Raw genomic sequence first — 19,824 nt, 5'->3', positions numbered from 1 at the left:
TTCCCAGAGGGGGGGCCCTACAGAAGCACGCGCTCGATACCGCCGTTGTTGGCCCGGTGGACGTATTGTGTTAGCCACTGCTCACCGAGCAGACGCTTGACCATTTCGACGACGATGTAGTCGGCCTGCGTGCCAGCGTCGTCGTTGTAGCGGGACAATCCCTGCAGGCACGATGGGCAGGAAGTGAGCAGCTTGATCTCGCCCTGAAAGCCATCGGAGCGCAGTCTGCCGGCGCCTTTCTCGATCTCTTCCTGCTTGCGGAAGCGCACCTGGGTCGATACGTCGGGACGCGTGACGGCCAGAGTGCCCGACTCGCCACAGCAGCGCTCGGAAAGCTCGACCCGTTGCCCCAGCAGCTGGTTCACCACCTTGATCGCCGACATCGTCCGCATCGGGGCGTGACAGGGGTCGTGGTAGAGGTAACGGCTGCCGCTGACGCCATCTAGCCTGACCCCCTTCTCCAGCAGGTATTCGTGGATGTCCAGCAGACGACAGCCGGGAAAGATCTGCTCGAAATGGTATTTTTCGAGCTGGTCCATACAGGTGCCGCAGGAGACGATGACCGTCTTGATGTCGAGGTAGTTGAGCGTGTTGGCCACGCGGTGGAAGAGCACCCGGTTGTCGGTGGTGATCCGCAGGCCCTGGTCAGCCTCGCCGGCCGCCGTCTGCGGGTAGCCGCAGCACAGGTACCCCGGGGGCAGCACGGTTTGCGCACCGATTTCGTAGAGGATCGCCTGCGTCGCCAGCGAGACCTGCGAGAACAGGCGCTCGGATCCGCAGCCCGGGAAGTAAAAAACAGCGTCGCCATCGTAATCCGGTGCGCTGACCCGCTTCGGGTCGCGAATCACCGGGACAATCTTGTCATCCTCGATATCGAGCAGGGCGCGGGCCGTACGCCGCGGCAGCCCGGCCGGCATCGGCTTGTTGATGAAATGAATGATCTGCGAGCCGAGGGACGGTGCACCAAGGGTTGCCGGGGGTTGCCGGGTCTGCCCCTGAACCAGGTGAAAGGAACGGGCCAGCCGGTAGGCGAGCCGCTGCGCCCGGTAGCCCCAGTCGATCATCAGCTTGCGAACCAGCTTGATCGTCGCCGGATCCTTGATCGTCAGAAAGGCCATCGCCGCGGCTTTTGCCGGAACAAACTTCTTCCGGCCCTGCTCCCGCAGCAGATTGCGCATCCTGATCGACACATTGCCGAAGTCGATATCGACCGGACAGGGGGTAACACATTTGTGGCAGATGGTGCAGTGATCGGCGACGTCATTGAACTCGTCGAAATGCCTCAGCGATACGCCGCGTCGGGTCTGCTCCTCGTAGAGGAAAGCTTCGATCAGCAGGGACGTCGCGAGGATTTTGTTGCGCGGTGAATAGAGCAGGTTGGCGCGCGGCACATGCGTCGAGCAGGCCGGCTTGCATTTGCCGCAACGCAGGCAGTCCTTGACCATCGTCGAGATGTTGCCGATCTCCGACTGCTCCATGATCAGCGACTCGGTGCCGAGCAGGGAGAACGAGGGCGTGTAGGCGTTGGTCAGGTCGCCTCCGGGCAGCAGCTTGCCCTTGTTGAAGCGGCCTTCGGGGTCGACGCGGGCCTTGTAGTCACGGAACGGCTGGATTTCCTCCTCGGTGAGGAATTCAAGCTTGGTAATGCCGATGCCGTGTTCACCGGAGACGACCCCGTCAAGCCCGCGGGCCAGTGCCATGATGCGTTCGACGACGCCGTAGGCGGCCTGCAGCATCTCGTAATGGTCCGAGTTGACCGGGATGTTGGTGTGTACGTTGCCGTCGCCGGCGTGCATGTGCAGCGCCACAAACAGCCGGCTGCGCAGGGTCTCCTGGTGGATGGCCGCGATACGCTCGACCACCGGTCGGTAGACGATGCCGTTGAAGAGGTCCTCGAGCTGCGGCTTGAGTTCGCTTTTCCACGAGACGCGCAGCGAATAGTCCTGCAGGCGATGGAACAGCGTCGGCGACGAGGCGCGATTCCTCAGCTCATCCGCCTTGACACCGAACGTGGCAAACTGCGCTTCGGCCTCGGCCAGAGGCAGGTCGAGGTTGTCGAGCAGCCACTGCCAGCGTGCCTGGACGCCGGCGACGACCTCCAGCGCTGCCGGTCGACGCTCGCCGATCAGCAGCTCCTTGTCGAGGTCGGCGTCGCCGCGATGCAGCGGCAGGTCGCCCTTCAGGAATTCGGCCAGGGACTCACACAGCGACAGCTTGTTGCGGATCGACAGCTCGATATTGATGCGCTCGATGCCATCGCAGTACTCGCCCATGCGTGGCAGCGGAATCACCACATCCTCGTTCAACTTGAAGGCGTTGGTGTGGCGAGAGATGGCGGCGGTGCGCGAGCGATCCAGCCAGAATTTCCGGCGCGTCTCGGCGTCGACAGCGATGAAGCCTTCGGCACTGCGCAGGTTGCACATGCGCACCACCTCCGAGGCAGCGCTCATCACCGCCGCCTCGTCGTGCCCTACGATATCGCCGATCAGCACCATTTTCGGCCGGCCGGCGGTTTCCGCCCGGCGCTTGGCCTTGGTCGCGTAGCCGACGGCTCGCAGGTAGCGCTCGTCTAGGTGCTCGAGGCCGGCGAGGAGAACGCCCGTTTGCCGGCCGGCGCCGCCGGGCTTGAAGTAATCAGTGATTTCGACTATTGCCGGTACCGCCTCACGGACCTGCCCGAAGAACTCGAGGCAGACCGTCCGCGTATGTTCCGGCATGCGGTGGAGGACCCAGCGCGCGGCGACGATCAGGCCATCGGTCCCTTCCTTCTGGACGCCCGGCAGACCGGCCAGGAACTTGTCGGTGACGTCCTTGCCCAGGCCCGTCTTGCGAAATCGCGCGCCCGGGATCTCCAGGATTTCCGGTTGCCCGTACGCGGTTCTCCCATCCCGGCGAAAGCGCCTGATCTCGAAGCGCGCCGTCTCCTGTTCGTGAATCTTGCCGAAGTTGTGGTTGAGGCGCGTGACTTCCAGCTCGTGGCCACTCGGGTCGACCATCTTCCACCACGCCAGATTGTCGAGGGCCGTTCCCCAGAGCACCGCTTTCTTGCCGCCGGCGTTCATCGCGATGTTGCCGCCGATGCACGAGGCGTCAGCCGAGGTCGGGTCGACGGCAAAGACGCGGCCGGCTGCCGCTGCGGCCTCCGCGACCCGGGCGGTGACCACGCCGGCGCCGGTACGGATGGTCGCGCAAGGCCGCTCACAGGCCGGCAGCAGCACTTCTTCGACGGCACCGATGGTCATCAGCTTCTCGGTGTTGATCACTGCCGACAGCGCGGTCAGGGGAATGGCGCCGCCGGTATAACCGGTACCGCCACCACGCGGAATGATGGTCAGCCCGAGTTCGATGCAGCCGCGCACTAGCGGCGCGATTTCGTCCTCGCTGTCCGGGTGGAGAACGACGAAGGGGTATTCGATCCGCCAGTCGGTCGCGTCGGTCACGTGCGAGACGCGGGCCAGACCGTCGAAGGCGATGTTGTCGCGCCGGGTGGACCTGGCCAGAGTTCTGCTCACCCTGGTGCGCAGTCTGGCTGTGTCGTCGAAATGCTGTTCAAAGGCATTCACCGCCGCCTGCGTGGCGGTGATCAGCGGCGAGACCCGGTCGTTCCCTTGCCGACGTTTGTCGATTTCCCGCAAGCGGTGGCGCAGCGCTTCGACCAGGGCCTGGCGTCGCTGACTGTTGGCGAGCAGGTCGTCCTCCAGATACGGATTCCGCTGCACCACCCAGATGTCCCCGAGCACCTCATAAAGCATCCGCGCGGAGCGGCCCGTGACCCGTTGTGCACGCAGCTCGTCAAGCAGCGCCCACATCCCCGGTCCGAGCAGGCGGATGACGATCTCGCGGTCGGAAAACGAGGTGTAGTTGTACGGAATCTCGCGCAGACGTGCGTTCATCACTGCTCCCCGCGACTGCCAAAGATCGAATTCTAACTTACCGCAGTGCAGCATCACAGCCCGCTACTGTCCCGGGCGGCGGGCTCAGGGCATTGCCACATCGCCTGCGCGGCACGGTGGATCATCCTGGAGATGCGACATCAGGCGCCGCCGGCGTCCGACGCTGCCTCGCTCTTTGGGCCAGCAGGGTCGCTTCTGCTGCTAGAATCGAGCGCCTCGCCAAACGAACGCCCTTCTGCTGCCATGCCCGTGGATTACCTCGAAAGAATTCTCAGAGCACGTGTCTACGATGTCGCGATTGAGACCCCGCTTGATCCGGCGCCGGCGCTTTCGGCGCGTATCGGCAACCGGGTGCTCCTCAAGCGCGAAGACCTGCAGCCGGTGTTCTCCTTCAAGCTCCGCGGCGCTTACAACAAGATCGTCCATCTTTCGGCCGAAAAGCTCAGACGCGGCGTGATCTGTGCCTCAGCCGGCAACCACGCCCAGGGCGTCGCGCTGGCTGCGGCCAGGGTTGGCTGTCGGGCGGTGATCGTGATGCCGACGACCACCCCGCAGATCAAGGTACAGGCCGTCCAGGCGAGGGGCAGTGAAGTGGTGCTCGCAGGCGAGTCCTATGATGACGCCTACACGCATGCTCTCGAACTCGAGAAGAGCGAGAAGTTGTGCTTCGTGCACCCTTTCGACGACCCCGAAGTGATCGCCGGGCAGGGCACCATTGGCATGGAGATCCTGCGCCAGCATGCCAGGCCGATTCATGCCGTGTTCTGCTGTGTGGGCGGCGGCGGGCTGATTTCGGGTGTCGCTGCCTACATCAAGCGGGTCAGGCCGGAGACCAGGATCATTGGTGTGGAAGCCGTCGACGCCGATGCCATGGCGCGCTCGCTGCAGGCCGGCCGGCGCGTCCGGCTTGATCACGTCGGCCTGTTCGCCGATGGTGCGGCCGTCAAGTATGTCGGCGAGGAAACCTTCCGCCTCTGTCAGATGTATGTCGATGAAATGGTTCTGGTCGATACCGACGCGATCTGTGCGGCCATCAAGGATGTCTTCGAGGACACGCGGGCGGTGCTCGAACCGGCCGGGGCGCTGGCGGTTGCCGGCGCCAAGGAATACGTCAGCCAGCACAAGCTGACGGACCAGACGCTGGTCGCGACGGCGTCCGGCGCCAACATCAACTTTGACCGTCTGCGCTTCGTCGCCGAGCGGGCAGAGATCGGCGAGCAGCGCGAAGCCGTCTTTGCCGTCACGCTGCCGGAGCGTCCCGGCGCCTACAAGCAGTTCTTGTCGCTGATCGGGTCGCGCAACATCACCGAGTTCAACTACCGCTACAACGATCAGCGCGATGCGCATGTCTTTGTCGGCGTGCAGGTTGCTTCGCGTGCCGAATCGGTGCGGCTGCTGGGGCACCTGCGCAAGCACGATTACCCGACGCTCGATCTGACCGACGACGAGGTGGCCAAGGGCCATATTCGTCACCTGGTCGGTGGGCACTCGCCCAGGATCAACAACGAGATCGTCTACCGTTTCGAGTTTCCCGAGCGTCCCGGGGCGCTGATGAACTTCCTCAACCGCATGAGCGCCGGCTGGAACATCAGTCTTTTCCACTACCGCAACCACGGTGCCGACTATGGCCGGGTACTGGTCGGCATGCAGGTACCAGCGGGCGAGATGGGCGACTTCGAGGACTTCCTGAAGAAGCTCGGCTACGCGCACTGGAACGAGAGCAACAATCCGGCCTACAAGCTGTTCCTCGGTTAGCCATCAGGCAACAGCAAGTAGGTCGCAGCGAAAGGGGGGTTGGTCGGCCGGCATCGGCGATCGACCGAATTCAGACACGGTTTCCCGCTGGCCAAGAAACAACGGCCTTTCGGGGCCGACGCCACTTCTGGCGAGCAGAGCTGTCCAATCACGATCACTTCAAAGGAGGCCTTCGGATGCCCATGAATATCGCCAATAACGTCACCGACCTGATCGGCAACACGCCGCTCGTCCGACTCAACCGTCTCAGTGCCGGGATCGACGGCACCCTCTGCGTCAAGCTGGAGTTCTACAATCCGGCACACAGCGTCAAGGACCGGATCGCGGCGGCGATGATCGATGCCGCGCAGGTCGCCGGCAGGATCGGCGCTGAAACGGTGGTGCTCGAACCGACTTCAGGCAACACCGGCATTGGCCTGGCGATGGTCTGTGCCGCGCGTGGCATCAAGTGCTGCTTCGTGATGCCGGAAACCATGAGCCGCGAACGTCGCCTGCTGCTCAAGGCCTACGGCGCCGAACTGGTACTGACGCCCGGGCCGGACGGCATGGGTGGCGCCATCCGCCGTGCCGAGGAGATGGCGGCGACCGATTCCCGCTATTTCATCCCGCAGCAATTCGAGAATCCGGCCAATCCGGCCATCCATCGCAGCACAACCGCCGAGGAGATCTGGCGCGATACCGATGGGCAGATCGACATCTTCGTCTCCGGCATCGGCACCGGCGGCACGATCACCGGCGTCGGCGAGGTCCTCAAGGCCAGGAAGCCTGCGGTGCAGGTGATCGCCGTTGAACCCGATGCCTCGCCGGTGTTGTCGGGCGGCGTCAAGGGGCCGCATCCGATTCAGGGCATCGGCGCCGGCTTCGTGCCCAAGGTGCTGAACACGGAAATCTACGACGAAGTCCAGCGCGTCACGGCTGACGACGCCTTTGCCATCGCGCGCCGGATGGCGACCGAAGAAGGCCTGCTGGTCGGCATCTCGTCAGGGGCGGCCGTCTGGGCGGCGCTGGAAGTGGCGCGCCGGCCGGAGAATGCCGGCAAGCTGACGGTGGTGATCATTCCTTCGTTCGGTGAGCGCTATCTGTCGACCGCGCTCTACGCGCACCTCGACGTGTGAGTGGCTTCGACTTCGATCGCGTCATCGACCGCAGCGGCGGCGATTCGCTCAAATGGAACAAGTACGCCGGTCGCGACGTGCTTCCCTTGTGGGTGGCCGACATGGATTTTGCCGCGCCGCCGGCGATCATTGCCGCGCTCGAAAGGCGGGTCGCGCAGGGTTGTTTCGGCTACGCTCAGGAATGGCCCTCGCTCTACGAGGCCGTGCTGGACAACCTGCAGCGCGAGTACGGGTGGCAGGTTGAGGCGGACTGGCTGGTCTGGTTGCCGGGCCTGGTCACGGGGCTGAATGTCGCCTGCCGGGCTGTCGATGGCGACGTGCTGACGGCGACGCCGGTCTATCCGCCTTTCCTCTCGGCGCCGCGCCTGTCCGGCCGGCAGCTATCGACCGCCGCGCTGTGTCAGGCTGACGGCCGCTGGGGCTGGGATTTTGCCGCCATGGAGGCGGCGCTGATGCCGGGCAGCCGCCTGCTGCTGCTTTGCCACCCCCACAACCCGGTCGGGCGGGCCTGGGATGAGGACGAACTGAACGCAGTCGCCGCTTTTTGCAAGCGCCATGACCTGATCGTCTGCTCCGACGAAATCCACTGCGGTCTGTTGCTCGACGAGCACCGGCAGCATCTGCCGCTGGCGATGATCGACGCCGGCGCTGCCCGGCGCAGCATCACGCTGATGGCGCCGTCGAAAACCTGGAATATCCCCGGCCTGGGCTGCGCTTTTGCGGTGATTCCCGATGCCGCGCTTCGCCGCCGGTTTGGCGGTGCCATGCGCGGCATCGTCCCGCACGTCAATGTTCTCGGGCTGGCGGCAACCGAGGCCGCCTACCGCGACTGCGACGACTGGCGCCAGGTGCTGCTCAGGGTCCTGCGCGGCAATCGCGACCGCGTCGAAGCCGCCATTGCCGGTCTGCCCGGCCTCGCCATGAGCCATGTCGAGGCGACCTACCTGGCGTGGATCGACGCGCGTGGCCTTGGCGTCGCCGACCCGGCGGCCTTCTTCGAGGCGGCCGGCGTCGGCCTTTCCAGCGGTGTTGATTTCGGTCTGCCCGGCTGGGTCAGGCTCAATTTCGGCTGCCCACCGGCCACGCTTGCCGTCGCGCTTGAACGCATGACGGCGGCCCTGGCGGGCCGAACTCTCGACGCTTAGCGTTGCCGCCTGCGCCGGCGGCAGGCACCGGTGGTCGAATTGCCGTGGAAGGGAAATGGGGTAGAGTATTCACAACATGGAGAGGCAAGCACCCTGCCGCTGCGAGCGGCTTCCGATCAATGGGCTCACCTACCACGTCCGCCACTGGGGGCCGGACGATGCGCCGCTGCTCCTGATGCTGCATGGCTGGATGGATTCCTCGGCCAGCTTCCAGTTCACCGTCGATGCACTCCAGCGGTCGTGGCATGTGGTGGCGCCAGACTGGCGTGGTTACGGGCAGAGCGAGTGGCTGAACCGCCGCTACTGGTTCGCCGATTACTACGCCGACCTCGATTACCTGCTCGACCGCTACAGCCCTGGCGTGCCGGCACGCATCGTCGGCCACAGCATGGGCGGCGCGGTCGCCAGCATCTACGGCGGCGTCCGGCCCGAGCGGATTGCCGGTCTGTTGATGGTCGACTTCCTTGGCCTGCTGCCGAACGAAGCCCGGGAAGCGCCCGGCCGCATTCGCGACTGGCTCGACCGCTCGCGCGCGACGCCGAAACTGCGCGCCTACGCCAGCCGCGAACAGCTTGCGGCGCGCCTGTTGCAGTTCAATAAACGGCTCCTGCCCGAACGCGCCGCGTTTCTGGCGACGCACTGTGCAAGCCAGTTGCCCGACGGTCAGTGGGTGGTTGCCTGTGACCCCTGGCACAAGGTTACTTCGCCCCACCTCTACCGGATCGAGGAAGTCATGGCCTGCTGGCGCGCGATGACTGCGCCGGTCATGCTGGTGACGGCCGACGAAGGCTACGTCATGCAACGCTTCGGTCAGCATGCCGAAGAACTGCAGCGACGAATGGACTGCTTTGTCCACGGTCACATCACCCGCATCGACGACTGTGGCCACAACGTGCAGCACGATCGGCCGGAAAAGCTCGCCGAGCTGATCGAGTCCTTCTTCTGCTACCCGGAGAAGCCATGACCCAGAAAACGTTGCCGCTCGCCTGGCTGGGCCGCGCGCGCGCGCCGCGAGCGTCGGGCTCCCGAACCCTGGCGCGTCGCACCGCATGAAAACCATCGGCCTGCTCGGCGGCATGAGCTGGGAATCGACGCTCACCTACTATCGCCGGACCAACGAACTGGTGCGGCAGCGCCTGGGCGGCCTGCACTCGGCCCGGATCGTCCTCCACAGCGTTGACTTCGCCGACATCGAGGAACTGCAGCGCTGCGGTCAATGGGATGCAGCCGGCAGCCTGCTTGCCGCCGCTGCGCGCACTCTTGAAGCCGCTGGCGCGGATTTCCTGCTGCTGTGCACGAACACCATGCACAAGGTCGCGCCGGCCATCGAGGCGGCGGTGTCGATTCCCCTGCTGCACATCGCCGACCCCACCGCTGCCGCAATCCGTCAGGCGGGTCTGAGCACGGTCGGCCTTCTGGGAACGCGCTTCACGATGGAACAGGATTTCTATCGTTGCCGACTGGAAGCCCATCATGGTATCCAGGTCGTCGTCCCCGACGCGGACGACCGCGAACGCGTGCATCGCGTGATCTACGACGAACTCTGTCTCGGCGTGGTTTCGGAAGGGTCCCGCAACGCCTACCGTGAAGTCATCGCCGCGCTGGCCGGGCGCGGCGCGCAGGGAATCATTCTCGGCTGCACCGAAATTGCCCTGCTGATCTCGCCAGCCGACGCGTCGGTGCCGCTGTTCGATACCACCGAGCTGCATGCCGAAGGTGCGGTGGACCTGGCCTTGAACGGGCGATGACCGATCGACATCATCGGTTCCGGTTGTCGCCGGATCGCACGACCATGGCTGCGCCGACCACGAACATCGCAGCGAACAGCGCCAGCCAGGACCATGTGCCAACAGCGTTCCAGTCGACGCGTTTCACGCTCGCGTCGACCCAGACGAGTCCGAAGATCGGCAGCAGCCCCCAGCCGGCCTGCGTCAGGCCCAGCGTCAGCCACTCGCAGCGCGCCGCGCCGCGCAGCAGGACCCAGGCGCCCAGCGCCGGTGTCAGGAAGGTGACGCTGTAGAGCTGCGCGTGGAAGGTGTCGAGCTTCCACGGCCAGAACGACGACGCGGCAGCGGGCGCGACGAGCAGCGCGAGGCCGTAAGCGCCGAGCAGCAGGACCTCGATCGACAGCAACACGCGCAGCACGCCCTGCGGCCGAGTGGGGTCTGGCGGCGGCAGTTGGCGGTAAAGCCAGAGATGAACGCCGGCGTTGATGCAGACGCCGACGTAAAGGACAAACCAGATCCACGCCTCGACGCGGTGCAGGTCGAAGCGCTCGAGATGGGCGAAAGAAAAGATCGTCACGACCAGCGTGAAGACGAAGATCATCGGCATCACCACGCGCGCCGGCGACCAGCGCCCCGACCATGCCTGCAGGAGCGCGGCGACCAGCGCCGCGGTATACAGCGCTCCCAGATAACGCAGATTGAAGGGTGCCAGCGGCCAGGGCCAGAAGGGCGCCATGATCGGCGGGTAGAAGAGGAGTCCGCCACCCGCCCAGGCGAGAATCGCGACTTCCAGCCAGGTCACCGCGCGCAGCACGACGCTGATGCGTGGATTGGTCTTGGTGTGCATGTGGCGCTCCCGGTGGCTGCTGCGCAGGTGTTATGAATGATGGCCGCAGCAGCAGTCAGTCCAGCGCGTCGGGTCGCCCGACGTGCTGCCAATGGCCGCCGGCTTGATCAGCTAGCGGCCGCCCTTGCTGCCGCCCTTGTCCCAGCCATAACGCGCCGTCCGCTGCCAGCGGGTTTCCGGCTGGCGTCTGCCGGTGGCTGGTGGCGGCACGGGTGGCTTGGCCGGAGCTTTGCTGGCTGATCTGGATCGAGGGGTGGGTTTGCCGGTCATCGCGGTGGGCTCCGAGGGGGTGTCTGGCGCAATGGCAGACTCGGCGCCAATTCTAACGCGGTCGGCTGGCCGATCGGTGGCAAATCCCCCAGGGCTGGCCAGCGGTGATCGCAGGCACCGAGGGCGCCGAGATTCCGTTGGCTGTTCAGGAGCACACGAGCCCGAATCTGAAATTGACGCTGCTTGCTGGGGGCTCATATACTGCCTGCAGTGATCGCTGGATTGTCGGGCTTTATCCGTCCAACCCCATTCTTCCCGAACACATGGAAACCCTGCCCTCAACCAATCACTTCGACGCCAGCGCCAGAACCTGGGACTGCGATCCCGTCAAACAGGCTCGGGCCCTGGCGGTCGCCGAAGGCATCCGAAGCCTGGTACCCATTGCGCCCCACATGCACGCGCTGGAATATGGCTGTGGTACGGGTCTGCTGAGCTTTGCCCTGCAGCCACATCTCGAACACATTTCGCTGGCCGATAGCTCGGAAGGAATGCTGGCGGTGCTCGACGAGAAGATCACCGCCAACCGTATCACGAACATGCATCCCCGCCAGTTGGACCTCGTCACCGACCCCCTGCCAGCGGAGCGCTATGATTTGATCTATACCCTGATGACCTGCCATCACATCCAGGACACCACCGGCCTGCTCAGGAATCTCCACACGCTGCTGGCTTCTTCAGGCCATCTCTGTCTCGCCGATCTCGATGCCGAGGACGGATCCTTTCACGGGCAGGGATTTTCTGGTCACAACGGCTTTGATCGCGGCGCGCTCGGCGCCATCGCCGAATCCGTCGGGTTCCGGGATATCCGCTTCGCGACCGTATTTCGCATGACCAAGGGCGAGGGTCCGGATGCGAAGGAATACCCAATCTTCCTGATGGTTGCCCGGAAGTGATTGGCCAGCGCGGTAGTTCTTCCCTGATTAACCGAGTCCATTCAACACAGCGCCGCATGCCTCGCATGCTCGCCCAACTCAGCTCAGGAGCAGGTCAATGCGCTGGCCGTCATCCCCGCGAAAGCGGGGATCCACCGTTCGGCCCAATGCAGGACAGACGCTGGACTGGATTCCCGATTGCGCGGGAATGACGGAACTCCTGGAGGTTTTGGGATGGCAATTCCTGGAATCTGCCTAACGGTCATTGCGGTTGCCGCCGCCCCGGATGATGAAAGAAGATACGGGTTGGGAAGCGGCGGGTAGAGGTCGCGCAATATTTTGGCGGCTTGACCCCGCAAGCTAACGTGACCCGCTGAACCGACTCGTACCCCGGATTGCTGCCATCGAGCGCACACATTAAAAGGGCCGTTGGCGACCCGTCGCCTTCAGGCAATATCGGTTCTGGCACCCACCGCCTCCCGCCTTCAAGTTTATGGCGAAAGGAGACGGTATGGAACTGGTTCCGATCCACAAGCGGGTCATTGGGCTGGATATTCATCAGGCCCAGGTCACGGCGTGCGCGATCATCGAGGAATCGGGTGGCGAGACACGAATCGAGCAGCGGCAATTTGGCGCGTTCAAACGCGACCGGCGGGAGCTGGCGGTCTGGGCGGCGGCGCTTGATCCGGACGAAGTCGTCATGGAAAGCACGGGCATCTACTGGAAGAGTCCGTATGCGGCGCTGGAGGCGGTCGGTATCCGGGCGACGGTGGTCAATGCCCGTCACGTCAAGCAGGTGCCGGGACGCAAGACGGATGTCGGAGATGCCCAGTGGCTGGCCACCCTGGCGCGAGCCGGTCTGCTCCGAGGGTCTTTCGTGCCGCCGGCCCAACTGCGCGAACTGCGTCTGATCGCCCGGCAACGGCAGAAGCTGGTCGGGTTGCTCTCGTCCGAGAAGAACCGCATGCACAAAGTGCTGACCGATGCCGGCATCCGGCTGGGCGTGGTGGTCAGCGATATCCATGGTCAGTCGGCACGCGCGATGATCAAGGGGATTCTCCGGGGGCAGGCTCCGCATGAGGTTCTTCAACTCGCCAGTCGACGTCTCAAAGCCAGCCGCGAGGAATTGCACGATGCCCTGCAGGGCGAATTGACCGCGAGTCACGTGTTCGTTCTAGACGAACTGTTGCGGCATATCGAGGAACTCGAAGCGCGCATCGCCCGTTTCGACGCCCGCCTGCTCGCCGAATTGGCGAGCGAGCACAATGCGCTCGCCCTGTTGCAAACCTTGCCTGGCGTCGATCTCATCGGCGCCGCCATGCTGCTGGTGGAGATCGGCAGCGACATGAGCGTCTTCGGCACCTCGGACCGCTTGGCCTCCTGGGTTGGCCTCTGTCCGGGCAACAACGAGTCGGCCGGGAAGCGCAAATCGGGACGCGTCCGCAAGGGCAATCCCTACGTCCGCCGACTCCTCTGTGAGTTCGCTCACGCCGCCAGCCGCACAAAATCGGCGTTCCAGGCCAAGTTCCAGTCGCTGATCGTTCGTCGTGGTCACAAACGCGCCATCGTCGCTTTGGCTCACAAGATCTTGCGCACTTTTTTTTCATGCTCAAGCGTGGCGAACATTACCGGGATTCCGCCACCAACTATGAGCAGCTCTCCGTGCACCGCAACGCTTCTCGCTGGATCAAGGCTCTCACTCGCTTCGGCTTCATCCCCGTAGCCGCCTGATTCACGACAACCAATCTCCATGACCGCTCGCGGTCAGGTACTCGCGCGCTTGGAGACTGGGTTCTTTCACATTAAGGGTTAGCCGCGCTATTGTCAGTAGCCCGACCACTCACTTCTTCGATATCTCCAACTTGTAGACCTTTTCGGTTCCCGTCTTGTCAGACTTCGTTCCGTAGTAGTCGCTCCCGGCACGGATGATGTAGCGACACCACTCCTCCGTTTCCACAGTCTTCCACTCGATCAGTACGCAGTAGCGACCGTCATCCGAGATATTCCACTTCCCTCGCGCTGTGGAGGACCCTTTGCCTCGATCCTTGTTGTCCGAGGAGATAACGAAGGTTCCGTCAGAATCATTCGTCCAGAAGTGCGTGTTGCCCTTCGCGCTAACACGACTCATGCTTGCCCCAGGAAGCAACTGCCCAAGTTCTTCCTTCGACAGAGTGACCCTGCCGGCCGCGTCAAGATCACGAAGGACCGCCGGCGCCTGTGCAAGTGCCGTTGTGCACGCGACGGCGGTGAGGGCAAGAAGAACGTGAGTGACAGGCTTCATGGGTACTCCCAGTGATGTGTGAGGCGGCTAGCCTTGTAAGTTAACGTCCTGACGCTAACGATCGTGTGCAGCTGTGTCTAACGTGAGGAAGCATATCACCATAACAGTGTCCTTGCGGATAGTCAGGGTGCCCCACCCCGGGGGTTACATACAGCAGGCCCGCTCGCTTGAACAAGCCCACCACCCCTCACATCCGCTCAGCCGAGTGTACAACGGAGTGTACAATCCCCCGGGTGAATTCAAGGGAGGCCACCATGCATGTCACGCTCGTCCACGTCCGCGTCAGACCTGAGGATGTCGATGCCTTCATCGCCGCAACGCGGATCAATCACCAGGCGTCGGTCAGGGAGCCGGGCAACCGGCGCTTCGACGTTCTTCAGGCGCCCGATGACCCTGCGCGCTTCATTCTCTACGAGGCCTACGCTTCGGCTGCCGACGCAGCCGCGCACAAGGAGACCGCGCACTACCTCGCCTGGCGCGACGCCGTTGCCGGCATGATGGCCGAGCCGCGTCGCGGCGAGCCGATGAACGGACTCCTGCCCGCATGAACAACGACTTCGCCCCTTTTTCGATCGCCCGCCTGCCGCGCATTGAATTCGGCAGCGGCGCCCTCGACAAGCTCCCCGACATCGCTGCCGGTTACGGCCGTCATCTGCTGCTCGTCACCGGCGCGCGTTCGTTTGTCGAATCGGAAGCCGGGGCGCGGCTGTTCGCGGATCTCCGTGCGCACCACCTCTCCTGGGAGCAGGTCAGCGTCGCCGGCGAACCGTCGCCGGCGTTCATCGATGCGACCGTCGCCGCCTTGCAGGCCTCACGATTTGACGCCGTGGTCGGCATCGGCGGCGGCAGCGCCCTCGATGCAGCCAAAGCGATCGCCGGGCTGCTGCGGCCGGGTAACCCGGTGATGGACCATCTTGAGGGCGTTGGCCCGGAACTGCCCTATCGCGGACCGACGACGCCGTTCATCGCCGTGCCGAGTACCGCCGGCACTGGCTCGGAGTCGACGAAGAATGCCGTGCTGTCGGCACCCGGTGGCTTCAAGAAGTCGTTTCGCGACGACAAGCTGGTTGCCGAATGGGCGATCGTCGATCCGGATTTGCTCGCCACCTGCCCGCCAGCGCTGATCGCTGCCGACGGACTGGACGCCTTTACGCAGCTCCTCGAATCCTTCGTCTCGACGCGCGCCAACCCGATGACCGATGCGCTCGCCCGCTCGGGGATGATGGCCGCGCGCGATGCCCTGCCGGCTCTCCATCGCCAGCAGTCGGCTGCGGCGCGCTCACAGATGGCCTACGCCTCGCTGATGTCGGGCATCTGTCTGGCACAGGCTGGGCTCGGTGCGGTGCATGGCCTGGCCTCTCCGCTCGGCGCTTTCTTCCCGATTCCGCATGGCGTTGTCTGCGGCACGCTGGTGGCGAGCGCCACGGCCTGCAACGTCGCTGCGCTCGAAGCACGCGACCCTGGCAACGCGGCGCTGGCGAAATACGCCGAGGTTGGCCGCCGCTTCGCCATGCAGAAGGGCCTCAACGGAGTGGACGCGCGCCGTTTTCTCGTAGACACCCTGCGGCGCTGGGAAGCCGAACTCGACCTGCCGCGCCTCTCGGCCTACGGCATCGGGGAGGACGATCTGGCGCGCATCGTCGCCGCCAGTCGCGGCGGCAGCATGAAGACCAATCCGATCGCGCTCAGCGACGCGGAACTGACGCATATCCTCGCTTCCCGGTTCTGAGATCCACGCCAACCGGGTCGCGCGCAACCAACGTCCGGTGCGCCTTTCGAGCGTTTCTGTCCCGTCTTCGCTTCGCCTCAGTTGCCGCGCATCAAGGCCGCAGATCGTCGGTCGATGGCCGCCGCCAGGTCGAGGTAGTGGCGACCAGTGGCCCCGGGTGCGTATGGCGCTGTGGTAGACTCGCCGCCAATTCCAATGCTCAAGAGGCTGCCATGTCCGGCAACACCATCGGCACCCTGTTTGCCGTGACGTCATTTGGCGAGTCACACGGGTCGGCGATCGGCTGCGTGGTCGATGGCTGCCCTCCCGGACTGGCCATCAGCGCCGCTGATATTCAGGCCGAACTCGACCGTCGCAAGCCTGGTACTTCGCGCCACGTGACGCAGCGGCGCGAGCCTGATGAAGTCGAGATCCTCTCCGGGGTGTTCGCCGGCCGGACGACGGGGGCTCCAATTGCACTGCTGATTCGCAATCAGGATCAGCGCAGCAAGGATTACGGCAATATTGCCGAGACCTTCCGGCCTGGGCATGCCGACTACGTTTATACCCGGAAGTACGGGTTTCGCGATCACCGCGGCGGCGGCCGTTCCTCGGCGCGCGAGACAGCAGTGCGCGTCGCCGCCGGGGCGATCGCCCGCAAGTGGCTGGCCGAGCGTTACGGTGTCAGCATCCGCGGCTGGATGAGCCAGCTCGGGCCGATCGAGATTCCCTTTGTTGCCGCTGCCGAGATCGACGGCAATCCCTTCTTTGCTCCGAATGCGGCCATCGTGCCGGAACTCGAGTGTTTCATGGACCAATTGCGCAAGTCCGGGGATTCGGTCGGGGCGAAGATCACGGTGACGGCCAGCGGCGTACCTCCGGGCTGGGGCGAACCGGTTTATGACCGGCTCGACGCCGAGATCGCCTACGCGATGATGAGCATCAACGCGGTCAAGGGAGTCGAGATCGGCGCCGGTTTTGCGAGCGTCGTCCAGAAGGGCAGCGAGCATGGCGACGAGATGACACCCCGGGGTTTCCTCAGCAACCATGCTGGCGGTGTGCTGGGAGGAATTTCCACGGGCCAGGACTTGATCGTCAACCTGGCCGTCAAGCCGACCTCGAGCATTCGCCTGCCCCGCCGCTCGGTGACTCTGGCCGGCCAGCCGGTGCTGGTCGAGACGCACGGTCGACACGACCCCTGCGTGGGTATCCGGGCAACGCCGATTGCCGAGGCCATGCTCGCCCTGGTGCTGATCGATCAGGCCCTGCGTCATCGCGCCCAGTGCGCCGACGTGGTGTGTTCCACGCCACTCATTCCGGGTAGTCCGGTGGGGTGACGGGCAGCTGTGGCAATGGTTATAATCGCGTTGTCTGGTCGCGCATGGGGCGGGCCAGGATCAGCAAGAGGCGATGACCATGCTAGTTGAGCACCACGACCTTCACCATGAGTTTCCCGAGTATCTGGATCATATTCACTCATTGAAAACCTCGAGCGAGCAGTTCGGCCACCTGTACGATGAGTACCATCACCTGACCAGGGAGGTCGAACGCCTCGAAGAAGAGGACCTGCCGGTCGACGATTTCACCATCGAGAACATGAAAAAGCAGCGCGTCTGGCTCAAGGACCAGATGTACCGAATGCTGGTTGCCTGCAAGAACGGCGACTGATCGTATTCGCGCCAGGATCCCCGGGTGCATTCGGTAAAATTGCCGGATGCATACCTTGCCCTATTGGCGCCTTTCAGGCTACTACTTCTTCTATTTCGCCTTCATCGGCGCGTTTTCGCCGTATTTCGGGCTTTACCTCCAGTCATTGTCGTTTTCGGCCTGGGATATCGGTCTGCTGATGTCCCAGATGCAGTTGATGCGCCTGTCTGCGCCTTTTATCTGTGGCGTGCTCGCCGATCGCATGGCGCAGCGGATCGTGGTTGTGCGCCTGGCAGCCCTGCTCAGCCTGCTGGGTTTCCTGGCCTTTTTTACCGTTCGCAGCTTCGAGGCCATGCTGATCGCCATGGCACTGCTGGCGTTTTTCTGGAGCGCCGCGCTGCCGCTGGTCGAAACGGTGACTTTCGATCATCTGCGCGAGGATCCGGCGCGGTACAGCCGGATCAGGCTATGGGGCTCGATCGGCTTCATCGTCGCCGTGATGGGCACCGGTGCCGTGCTCGACAGCCTGCCCCTGCCAAGCCTGCTGTGGGTGATCGTCGGCACCCTGATCGGCATTCTGATCTACGCGCTGGCAGTTCCCGAGGCGCCTTCGCAGCATTTGGCCCGCGAGCACCTGCCGGTGGCAACGATCTTGCGCCAGACGCGTGTCAGGGCGTTGTTTGCTGCCTGCTTCGCGATGTCGGCGGCGCACGGTGCGCTGTATGTGTTCTACTCGATCCACCTCGCGGATCACCACTACAGCACGTTTCTGGTCGGTAGCCTGTGGTCGCTCGGCGTCCTGACCGAGATCGTGGTTTTCTTCTTCATGGGTGGCCTGTTAAGCCGCTTCGGCCTGCGCGCGATTCTGCTGGTCAGTTTTGCCGCGGCGGTGGTGCGATTCCTGATGATTGGCTGGGGGGTTGCGTGGCTGTCGGTGATTGTGCTTGCCCAACTGTTGCATGGGCTGACTTTTGGTGCCTACCATGCGGCGGCGATTGCTGCGATCAATCGCTGGTTTCCGGGTCGCTGCCAAGCGCGCGGACAGGCGTTGTATTCGAGTGTCTCGTTTGGCGCCGGTGGCCTGGTGGGCAGTCTGCTCAGCGGCTGGACCTGGGAGCGCTGGGGAGCAGGGCCGACCTATGCCCTGAGTTCGGCCTTTGCGCTGGTCGGCTTGCTTTTCGTCGCGCGGTGGGTCAAGCGGACGGATCTCGACGAAGTCAGCGAGAAAGAACCCCTGCGCGTTGCTGATGGTTCACACCCGTAGGGAGTCCGTGCATGCGGCATTCACTCGACATCAGATGCTTGTGGTACGTGGCGCTGGCCGCCATGCTCACGGTTGGCTGTGCGACGACCCGTACGACCGCTGGCGGCAAGGTGGGCGTGGAACGTGAGCAGACGATGCTGGTGTCGTCGGCCGAGGTCAATCGCGCTGCCGCCAAGGCTTATCAGGAAACCTTGCGCGAGGCGCAGGGCAAGAACGTGCTCAATCGCGATCTGCGACAAGTGGCTCGGGTGCGGCAGATTGCCGTTCGGCTGATTCCGGCCACTGCCGTGTTCCGCAGCGATGCCCCGAGCTGGCGATGGGAAGTCAACGTCATCAGTTCCCGGGAACTCAACGCCTGGTGCATGCCAGGCGGCAAGGTCGCGGTGTATACCGGACTGATCGAACAACTGCAGCTCACCGACGACGAACTTGCCGCGGTGATGGCGCACGAGATTGCTCACGCCCTGCGTGAGCACGGACGCGAAAAGGCCGGTCAGGCGGCCGGCGTCAGCGCCGCCGCGGCCATCGGCGGGGCCCTGCTTGGCGCCTATTTCGGGGTCGATGCGGGTCTCGGGCAGAGCATGGTCGGCACTGTCGGCGATTTTGCCTTCATGCGACCGAACTCGCGCCAGATGGAGCAGGAGGCTGACCGTATTGGCGTCGAACTGGCCGCGCGCGGCGGCTACGACCCCAGCGCCGCGGTCACGCTGTGGGAGAAGATGGGCCGTACGGTGAGCGGACAGCCGCCGCAATGGCTGTCTACTCATCCCTCGCACGAGTCGCGTATCGCCGACTTGCGGGTCTATGCCGAGCGCGTGCAACCCCTGTTTGTTGGCGCCCGCGCATCGCCCTGACGCGCCGAGCACCCGCCGCCGACAGTCGCCGACAGTCGCTGCCACGCTGACAGCGGCGACGGCGCTGTGACATAATCCCGTTCTTCCGGTTACCCATGGGGGCCGGACCTCGCCGGATAGACAAGCCATGCCGCAGACCGTGTACGAAAAGAAAAGATCTGGCCAGACCATGTCGTTCCTCAGGAAGCTGACGGCAGGGCACTGGCGGATGGACACACCTGGTCGGTCCGGAAATGGCTGCCGCGGCGGCGATTTCCGGGCATTTCTGTGATGTCGGGCAGAGGCTGGATGTGAGGAAGCAGGCATGAACAGGCTGGCGTTGATTGTAATGGCGATCGCTATGGCGGCTTCGCTGACTGCGTGCAACACCGTGCAGGGTATCGGCAAGGACATTGAAAAAGGCGGTCAGGCGATAGGCAAGGCGGCCAGATGAGCCGCTCTTGGCA

Annotated in this window: 17 protein-coding genes and 1 pseudogene; 14 read left to right on the top strand and 4 right to left on the bottom strand. The window is 64.1% G+C overall.

What is annotated here, in order from left to right; genetic code table 11:
* Window positions 1-17: 17 nt before the first annotated feature.
* Complete coding sequence (locus tag V5B44_RS25150) at window positions 18-3,893, bottom strand: DUF3683 domain-containing protein (RefSeq protein ID WP_332361969.1); 3,876 nt, start codon at window positions 3,891-3,893, stop codon at window positions 18-20.
* 132 nt (window positions 3,894-4,025) lie between these two features.
* Here V5B44_RS25150 and ilvA point away from each other — a divergent pair, with 132 nt between their 5' ends.
* From ilvA to V5B44_RS25125, 5 genes are all read left to right on the top strand, one after another.
* Window positions 4,026-5,648 carry a threonine ammonia-lyase, biosynthetic gene (gene ilvA, locus V5B44_RS25145; protein ID WP_434735529.1) on the top strand — a complete coding sequence of 541 codons (1,623 nt, stop codon included), beginning with the start codon at window positions 4,026-4,028 and terminating at the stop codon, window positions 5,646-5,648.
* Window positions 5,649-5,830: 182 nt separating this feature from the next.
* Entirely contained in the window at window positions 5,831-6,763 is a 933-nt protein-coding gene (gene cysK / locus V5B44_RS25140; protein WP_332362000.1) for a cysteine synthase A, read from the top strand.
* Window positions 6,760-7,908: a MalY/PatB family protein gene (locus V5B44_RS25135; RefSeq protein ID WP_332361967.1), complete on the top strand. Its 1,149-nt coding sequence runs from the start codon at window positions 6,760-6,762 to the stop codon at window positions 7,906-7,908. The genes cysK and V5B44_RS25135 overlap by 4 nt, the downstream gene beginning before the upstream one ends.
* A gap of 76 nt (window positions 7,909-7,984) precedes the next feature.
* Window positions 7,985-8,872 carry an alpha/beta fold hydrolase gene (locus tag V5B44_RS25130; protein ID WP_332361957.1) on the top strand — a complete coding sequence of 296 codons (888 nt, stop codon included), beginning with the start codon at window positions 7,985-7,987 and terminating at the stop codon, window positions 8,870-8,872.
* 85 nt (window positions 8,873-8,957) lie between these two features.
* Window positions 8,958-9,656 carry an aspartate/glutamate racemase family protein gene (locus V5B44_RS25125; protein WP_332361955.1) on the top strand — a complete coding sequence of 233 codons (699 nt, stop codon included), beginning with the start codon at window positions 8,958-8,960 and terminating at the stop codon, window positions 9,654-9,656.
* Between the two features lie 10 nt (window positions 9,657-9,666).
* Here V5B44_RS25125 and V5B44_RS25120 read toward each other — a convergent pair whose 3' ends face one another.
* Together V5B44_RS25120 and V5B44_RS25115 are read right to left on the bottom strand one after the other, a co-directional pair.
* Complete coding sequence (locus V5B44_RS25120; protein WP_332361953.1) at window positions 9,667-10,482, bottom strand: hypothetical protein; 816 nt, start codon at window positions 10,480-10,482, stop codon at window positions 9,667-9,669.
* A 111-nt stretch (window positions 10,483-10,593) separates the two neighbouring features.
* Entirely contained in the window at window positions 10,594-10,752 is a 159-nt protein-coding gene (locus tag V5B44_RS25115; protein ID WP_332361951.1) for a hypothetical protein, read from the bottom strand.
* 104 nt (window positions 10,753-10,856) lie between these two features.
* Between V5B44_RS25115 and V5B44_RS25110 the strand changes: the two genes are divergently transcribed.
* Both V5B44_RS25110 and V5B44_RS25105 read left to right on the top strand, forming a co-directional pair.
* On the top strand, window positions 10,857-11,645 hold the full coding sequence (locus V5B44_RS25110) for a class I SAM-dependent DNA methyltransferase (RefSeq protein WP_332361949.1): 789 nt from the start codon (window positions 10,857-10,859) through the stop codon (window positions 11,643-11,645).
* A gap of 490 nt (window positions 11,646-12,135) precedes the next feature.
* A pseudogene (locus V5B44_RS25105) lies at window positions 12,136-13,355 on the top strand (IS110 family transposase).
* Between the two features lie 109 nt (window positions 13,356-13,464).
* Here V5B44_RS25105 and V5B44_RS25100 read toward each other — a convergent pair.
* The gene (locus V5B44_RS25100) at window positions 13,465-13,905 is read right to left on the bottom strand and encodes a DUF995 domain-containing protein (RefSeq protein WP_332361946.1); all 441 of its coding nucleotides are present in this window, start codon (window positions 13,903-13,905) and stop codon (window positions 13,465-13,467) included.
* Window positions 13,906-14,159: 254 nt separating this feature from the next.
* Between V5B44_RS25100 and V5B44_RS25095 the strand changes: the two genes are divergently transcribed.
* From V5B44_RS25095 to V5B44_RS25065, 7 genes are all read left to right on the top strand, one after another.
* Window positions 14,160-14,453 (top strand): antibiotic biosynthesis monooxygenase, encoded by a 294-nt coding sequence (locus V5B44_RS25095; RefSeq protein WP_332361944.1) that lies wholly within the window; start codon window positions 14,160-14,162, stop codon window positions 14,451-14,453.
* Complete coding sequence (locus tag V5B44_RS25090; protein ID WP_332361942.1) at window positions 14,450-15,634, top strand: iron-containing alcohol dehydrogenase; 1,185 nt, start codon at window positions 14,450-14,452, stop codon at window positions 15,632-15,634. The genes V5B44_RS25095 and V5B44_RS25090 overlap by 4 nt, the downstream gene beginning before the upstream one ends.
* 212 nt (window positions 15,635-15,846) lie before the next feature.
* Window positions 15,847-16,950, top strand: a complete 1,104-nt coding sequence (aroC, locus tag V5B44_RS25085) for a chorismate synthase (protein WP_332361940.1) — start codon at window positions 15,847-15,849, stop codon at window positions 16,948-16,950.
* A 73-nt stretch (window positions 16,951-17,023) separates the two neighbouring features.
* On the top strand, window positions 17,024-17,281 hold the full coding sequence (locus tag V5B44_RS25080; protein ID WP_332361938.1) for a YdcH family protein: 258 nt from the start codon (window positions 17,024-17,026) through the stop codon (window positions 17,279-17,281).
* Between the two features lie 46 nt (window positions 17,282-17,327).
* Entirely contained in the window at window positions 17,328-18,524 is a 1,197-nt protein-coding gene (locus tag V5B44_RS25075; protein WP_332361936.1) for an MFS transporter, read from the top strand.
* A gap of 11 nt (window positions 18,525-18,535) precedes the next feature.
* Window positions 18,536-19,378 carry a M48 family metallopeptidase gene (locus V5B44_RS25070; protein ID WP_332361934.1) on the top strand — a complete coding sequence of 281 codons (843 nt, stop codon included), beginning with the start codon at window positions 18,536-18,538 and terminating at the stop codon, window positions 19,376-19,378.
* Window positions 19,379-19,682: 304 nt separating this feature from the next.
* A complete protein-coding gene (locus V5B44_RS25065; protein ID WP_332361932.1) occupies window positions 19,683-19,811 on the top strand; it encodes an entericidin A/B family lipoprotein in 129 nt (42 codons plus the stop codon).
* Window positions 19,812-19,824 lie beyond the last annotated feature (13 nt).

Source organism: Candidatus Accumulibacter necessarius (genome assembly GCF_036625085.1).
Note: the sequence above shows the minus strand (reverse complement) of the source record. Positions and strands in the feature narration are given on the sequence as shown.

Bases quoted from the DNA above. Each gene is read 5' to 3' on its own strand.
- V5B44_RS25150 (WP_332361969.1), bottom strand. From the start codon at position 3,893: ATGAACGCACGTCTGCGCGAGATTCCGTACAACTACACCTCGTTTTCC.
- ilvA (WP_434735529.1), top strand. From the start codon at position 4,026: ATGCGACATCAGGCGCCGCCGGCGTCCGACGCTGCCTCGCTCTTTGGG.
- cysK (WP_332362000.1), top strand. From the start codon at position 5,831: ATGAATATCGCCAATAACGTCACCGACCTGATCGGCAACACGCCGCTC.
- V5B44_RS25130 (WP_332361957.1), top strand. From the start codon at position 7,985: ATGGAGAGGCAAGCACCCTGCCGCTGCGAGCGGCTTCCGATCAATGGG.
- V5B44_RS25125 (WP_332361955.1), top strand. From the start codon at position 8,958: ATGAAAACCATCGGCCTGCTCGGCGGCATGAGCTGGGAATCGACGCTC.
- V5B44_RS25120 (WP_332361953.1), bottom strand. From the start codon at position 10,482: ATGCACACCAAGACCAATCCACGCATCAGCGTCGTGCTGCGCGCGGTG.
- V5B44_RS25115 (WP_332361951.1), bottom strand. From the start codon at position 10,752: ATGACCGGCAAACCCACCCCTCGATCCAGATCAGCCAGCAAAGCTCCG.
- V5B44_RS25100 (WP_332361946.1), bottom strand. From the start codon at position 13,905: ATGAAGCCTGTCACTCACGTTCTTCTTGCCCTCACCGCCGTCGCGTGC.
- V5B44_RS25095 (WP_332361944.1), top strand. From the start codon at position 14,160: ATGCATGTCACGCTCGTCCACGTCCGCGTCAGACCTGAGGATGTCGAT.
- V5B44_RS25090 (WP_332361942.1), top strand. From the start codon at position 14,450: ATGAACAACGACTTCGCCCCTTTTTCGATCGCCCGCCTGCCGCGCATT.
- aroC (WP_332361940.1), top strand. From the start codon at position 15,847: ATGTCCGGCAACACCATCGGCACCCTGTTTGCCGTGACGTCATTTGGC.
- V5B44_RS25080 (WP_332361938.1), top strand. From the start codon at position 17,024: ATGACCATGCTAGTTGAGCACCACGACCTTCACCATGAGTTTCCCGAG.
- V5B44_RS25075 (WP_332361936.1), top strand. From the start codon at position 17,328: ATGCATACCTTGCCCTATTGGCGCCTTTCAGGCTACTACTTCTTCTAT.
- V5B44_RS25070 (WP_332361934.1), top strand. From the start codon at position 18,536: ATGCGGCATTCACTCGACATCAGATGCTTGTGGTACGTGGCGCTGGCC.
- V5B44_RS25065 (WP_332361932.1), top strand. From the start codon at position 19,683: ATGAACAGGCTGGCGTTGATTGTAATGGCGATCGCTATGGCGGCTTCG.